The organism is Kitasatospora sp. P5_F3 (assembly GCF_054049135.1).
In genome coordinates, this window is sequence record NZ_JBFUMY010000157.1 from 1 (window position 1) to 4305 (window position 4305).

Annotated in this window: 7 protein-coding genes; 6 read left to right on the forward strand and 1 reads right to left on the reverse strand. The window is 68.8% G+C overall.

Translation table 11 applies throughout. From position 1 onward, the window contains the following. From ACXJMZ_RS36735 to ACXJMZ_RS36750, 4 genes are all read left to right on the forward strand, one after another. A partial coding sequence (locus tag ACXJMZ_RS36735; RefSeq protein ID WP_457034343.1) for an anthrone oxygenase family protein occupies window positions 1-149 on the forward strand: 149 nt, incomplete at its 5' end. 166 nt (window positions 150-315) lie between these two features. Then, window positions 316-741, forward strand: coding sequence for a DUF4267 domain-containing protein (locus ACXJMZ_RS36740; protein ID WP_457034337.1), 426 nt, complete (start codon window positions 316-318; stop codon window positions 739-741). A 327-nt stretch (window positions 742-1068) separates the two neighbouring features. Beyond that, entirely contained in the window at window positions 1069-1338 is a 270-nt protein-coding gene (locus tag ACXJMZ_RS36745) for a hypothetical protein (protein ID WP_457034338.1), read from the forward strand. A gap of 488 nt (window positions 1339-1826) precedes the next feature. Beyond that, window positions 1827-2438 (forward strand): hypothetical protein, encoded by a 612-nt coding sequence (locus ACXJMZ_RS36750; RefSeq protein ID WP_457034339.1) that lies wholly within the window; start codon window positions 1827-1829, stop codon window positions 2436-2438. Window positions 2439-2669: 231 nt separating this feature from the next. Here the strand turns inward: ACXJMZ_RS36750 and ACXJMZ_RS36755 are convergent, their stop codons facing one another. Then, window positions 2670-3311 (reverse strand): restriction endonuclease, encoded by a 642-nt coding sequence (locus ACXJMZ_RS36755; RefSeq protein ID WP_457034340.1) that lies wholly within the window; start codon window positions 3309-3311, stop codon window positions 2670-2672. 226 nt (window positions 3312-3537) lie between these two features. On the opposite strand from ACXJMZ_RS36755, the gene ACXJMZ_RS36760 reads away from it, so the two are divergent. Together ACXJMZ_RS36760 and ACXJMZ_RS36765 are read left to right on the forward strand one after the other, a co-directional pair. Then, entirely contained in the window at window positions 3538-3738 is a 201-nt protein-coding gene (locus ACXJMZ_RS36760) for a hypothetical protein (protein ID WP_457034341.1), read from the forward strand. A gap of 67 nt (window positions 3739-3805) precedes the next feature. After that, window positions 3806-4305 (forward strand): hypothetical protein (locus ACXJMZ_RS36765; RefSeq protein WP_457034342.1); only part of this gene is annotated, 500 nt, incomplete at its 3' end.

A 4305-nucleotide genomic window follows, 5' to 3' on the forward strand; every position in this document is an offset into this window, starting at 1 on the left:
TCCCGATCAACAACCGGAGCAAGACGTGGACCCCCGAGAACCGGCCCGCGGACTGGAGGGAGCAGAGCGACCGCTGGGACCGCTACCACTACGCCCGCGTCGCCGTCATCGTCGCCGCCTTCGCCCTGCTCGCCACCGCCCTCGCCTGAGCCCGCGCACCGACACCGCGCTGGCGATGCACGATCCCCACTCCCCAAGCGGCAGCGGGCCACCGAACGCCCGACATCCAGGAATGCAGCTGCCACTCAAATCCCACAACTGCTCAGCAAGCTCCACGAAGCTCACCAAGCCGACGAAGACTCGCAAGGAAAAACAATGTCGCTGAAGAAGATCAACACCGTCCTGGCCGCCGCCTTCATCCTCTTCATCCTCTGGTTCGGGACGGAGTTCATCCTGAGCCCGGAGACGACCGCGCCGGGCTTCGGCCTGCCGAGCTGGCCATCCGGCGACGGCGGCGGCTTCCTGATCATCAAGGGAATCCGCGATGTCGTCCTGGCCCTGGTCCTGGGCATCCTGCTGGTGACGGGCCACCGTCGGGCGCTGGGCTGGGTGCTGCTGGTGGAGGCCCTCGCTGCGTACGGCGACATGACCACCGTGCTGGCCCACCACGGCTCCGTGGCCACCGCGTTCAGCGTCCACTGCCTGACCGCGACACTGATGGTGGTCAACGGCCTGCTGATAATGCGAGAGACCCGCAAGGCCGCGGCCACTCCGGCAACGCCCACCCCGCAGCCCGCCTGACGCCACCATCGCGCGTGTCGGTCCTCGCCTGTCAGTGCCCGCCGGAAAGGCGAGGCGCACGAACCTCTTCCAGTGGGCGGCGGGAGAGCCGACTGCTCCTGGCGGCGATCAGGGTCAGCGGCTGAGGAGGAGGGCGAGAAGGGCACGGCCTCGCGTCGGCGGGCGGGCGTAGGGGCGGCGACGGCGGTGATCGCGATGGCGGTGATGGTGGCGAGGTAGCCGGCGGCCGAGGTGGCCAGGGACCCCCGGGCCCGGCAGGCCGCAGGCGCGGCCGCGCGGGCGGCGGAATCAGGGGTGGCCGCCGGTTCCAAGGGAAGGATGGTTGGCATGCAGACGCAGTGGGTGTACCAGCTCCGGGACTGCCCGGGCGCCGAGAACCTCGAGCTCCTGGACGAAGAGGCGGGCCGGCCCCGACAGATCCTGGCCCGCGAGCGCCAGGGCACCGACGGCCTGGTGGACGGCTACGTCCTGCAGAGGATCGACGCGCAGGCTCACACCGGCCTCTACACCTGGGTGCTCGCCGGCGATCCCAACCCGGTGACGGACTACCTGCTGGAGTTCCTGGCCGAGGTCTGCCCCCAGGAGGGCACCTGGTAGGCGCCGCGGCCCCCTCGCCGGCCCGGCCGGCCACCGGGCCCACCCACCACGCCGTCATAGCAGGCGCCACCAGAACTTCACCGGTCCACGACGCCTTCCTTCGGCACGAAGACGACACCACACTTCACCAACGCGCAACCCCCACCAGCACCAACCCGGAACCAACCACCGAAAACCAGTGACACCCAGACACTGCAACCCACCCGTCATTCATCAGACGGCGGTTCGCGCTTCCGCGTCAGCGTCTCGTCAGTGTCTGAAGGCGCCCTCGTCTCCCGGCTCGCCGTCCAGCGCCTGGCGGTCGAAGGCCAGCATCCCGAGGAAGAACAGCCCGCCGACGAGGAGCAGGCACGACAACCGGTGACCCGGCCGACGGCCTTCACCCGCGCCGGCTTCCGTTGTTCCACGAACGGCCGCCGCCACGGGCGATAGCGTGAGCGCGCAGACACCGACCGTGGCCATCACGGTTCGCTGAAAGGGGACTTCGGATGAGCACGCAGGCCCTCGCCTATGTCCAGGGGCTTCGCATCGAGGACGAGACCACCCGGCAGGTGTTCCTGCTGCTCGCCGAGCACACGAAGCAGAGCTCGTGGGCCGAGGACCCGCCACTCGTCCTGGGACTTGAGCTCCGCGACCGCGACATCCCCGCCCACGCGGCCCGGCTCGACATCACCCCGCAGGAGTTCCGGCGGCAGCTGCGCCTCCTCAAGGCGACCATCCCGATGGACGTCCTGGAGCACCAGGCCGAGGGGGTGTGGGAGATCGTCTACGGCCCGTCCTACACGAACCCGGCCCCGCCGCGGCCCGATCGGCGCGTCGCCGAGCCCGGCGCACCCGCCGGCCCGATCGAGGTCTTCTCCATGCCGGGCTGGGACGACTGCAGCACCTGGGGCTGGGAGACGGGCCTGGGGCATCTGTACGCCCAGATCATCCACAATAACGACGACCCCGACGCCGAACCCCGGATCTGGATCACCCCGCCCCGGTACGTGCTGCGGACGGTCGACGAGCTCGCCGCAGCCATCGCCGAGGCCATCGCCCCCTACTACGTGAAGGTGCCTCCGCCGGCCGCGGTCATCAAGATGTGGCTCACCAAGTAGCGAGGCCACCTTCCTCCCCGTTGCCTGTCCAAGGACGCGGACACCGGCTGGGATCTACCGGCTGAGTTTGACGCTGCCATCCCGGCCGGTGTTGATGCGGACCTCGCTGTAGCCGTTGTCGTCGGAACTTGCGCAGCAGCTGCCAGTCGACGACCGGCTCGCGCTGGACGGCGGACCTTCGCATCGGTTCCGAGTCTCCCCAGCTCGCGGTGTTGGGCTCCGGCACACAAGTCAGCTCCAGGGCGGCTTGCCGGTTCCTTCGGCCCACAGGGCGAGAGCTCGTTGGTCGACGGTGCGGATGCCGACCTGTTGGCAGAACGCGGCTGCGGCCTTGGTGAAGGTGCTGGTGGTGACGACGACGGCAAGGTCGCATCGGTGGACGTCACGGTAGGTGCCGTTGACCTTCTGGACGTCCTGGGAGCCGACGAAGGTGCGCGGTCCGTAGCGCTTGGCCTGGATGAGGATGCGCTTGCCGGTCGGGGTGGTGGCGAGGACGTCGGCGGCGAGGTCGCCGGCTCCACCGACGACGGTGACCTTCGTGCAGCCGTCGCGGCGGCACAGCACCGCGAGTGCGTGCTCGAAGTCCTTCGGACTCATGGTGAGAAACGGGCCGATGTGCCGAAGCTGGGCGGCGTGCGCCTCGAAGGCCCGGCGGTCCGCCAGTTGCCGCCGTCGGATCACCGCGCCGGTGACGGCGAGGGCGAGCGCCAGCAGCGTGAGCAGGAGCAGCAAGTGGTGGGCAAGCCAGGTGACGGCGAGGACCGCCAGGATGCCGCCACCCACCATGAGGCCGAGGAACAGCATCTTGTCGTCGCGGGCCTGCTGGGCCCGGCGCGCGGCGCTGCGTCGTCGTAGTGCCGGCCTGCGCGCCATGGTGTCCCCTCGATGCACGGTGTGCCCGCGATCGTAGGAGCCTTCGACGGGCGACCGCCGTGGAACGGGTACTTCTACTGCTCGGGGACGTGGAGTTGACCGGATCACGCTGCTCGGCGGCCGACCGGAACGCCTCTATCCGACAGAGTTCTGAAACCTTGCCCCCACCGCCTCGATCCTCTGGCATGCTCACCCAGAGCTTTCGGCTTGTTACCAGGGGTGGGGAATGCAGTACACCGTCAGCGCGTCCGTTCTTCTCGGGGTCATCATCGTCATACGCCTGATGCGCAACACCGCACCGCGCACGCGCATCGACGAGAAGATGAGCGCCCTCAGCTGCGTCGTCTTCGGCGTGCTGATCGCCGCCACCCCGGCAGGACAGGCCATCCTCGACCTCGTCGCCTCCGCAACCCAGGCCACCCACTGACACCGTGAACAGACCGGCGCCAGCGCGACAGTGCTTGCGAGAACGGCTGCCGGGAGGGAGAGATCCGATGGGAACCACGCTCTGGATAGTTGTAGCGATGGTGGTGGTCGGGGGCGCGGTGGCGGTGCACATCGGAAAGTACCCCGGGCACGTCCGCTACTCCTTCGGCCTCAAGCACGAGAACAACCGACGTGATCTGCAGGCCGCACGCGCGAAGCTGCGCCAGCTGGAGCAGACGGTGGGCCAGGAACGCGACAGGGCGCGCTCGGCGGTGACATCGGCGGCCAACCACCACGGGCACCGCGTTCGCCAAGCCGAACAGCGCCTCTCCCACCTCCGCGACCCAGGCCGCGGCAAACTGCTTGGCGAACTCACCGGCAGGCTTCGTCTATACGAAAACGTGCTCGAAGTGACGGTGGAGGGACGCAGTACCGCTCATCAGCTCACCGGGATCTCCATCCGGGACGAGTACTCACGTTCCGCAGGACACGTCTACCTGACGTTCCCCAAAGCGTTCCAGCAGCTGCTCACGTTCCCCCTGGGCGATGGCGTTGGTGACGTTGAGGA

Bases quoted from the DNA above. Each gene is read 5' to 3' on its own strand.
- ACXJMZ_RS36740 (WP_457034337.1), top strand. From the start codon at position 316: ATGTCGCTGAAGAAGATCAACACCGTCCTGGCCGCCGCCTTCATCCTC.
- ACXJMZ_RS36745 (WP_457034338.1), top strand. From the start codon at position 1,069: ATGCAGACGCAGTGGGTGTACCAGCTCCGGGACTGCCCGGGCGCCGAG.
- ACXJMZ_RS36750 (WP_457034339.1), top strand. From the start codon at position 1,827: ATGAGCACGCAGGCCCTCGCCTATGTCCAGGGGCTTCGCATCGAGGAC.
- ACXJMZ_RS36755 (WP_457034340.1), bottom strand. From the start codon at position 3,311: ATGGCGCGCAGGCCGGCACTACGACGACGCAGCGCCGCGCGCCGGGCC.
- ACXJMZ_RS36760 (WP_457034341.1), top strand. From the start codon at position 3,538: ATGCAGTACACCGTCAGCGCGTCCGTTCTTCTCGGGGTCATCATCGTC.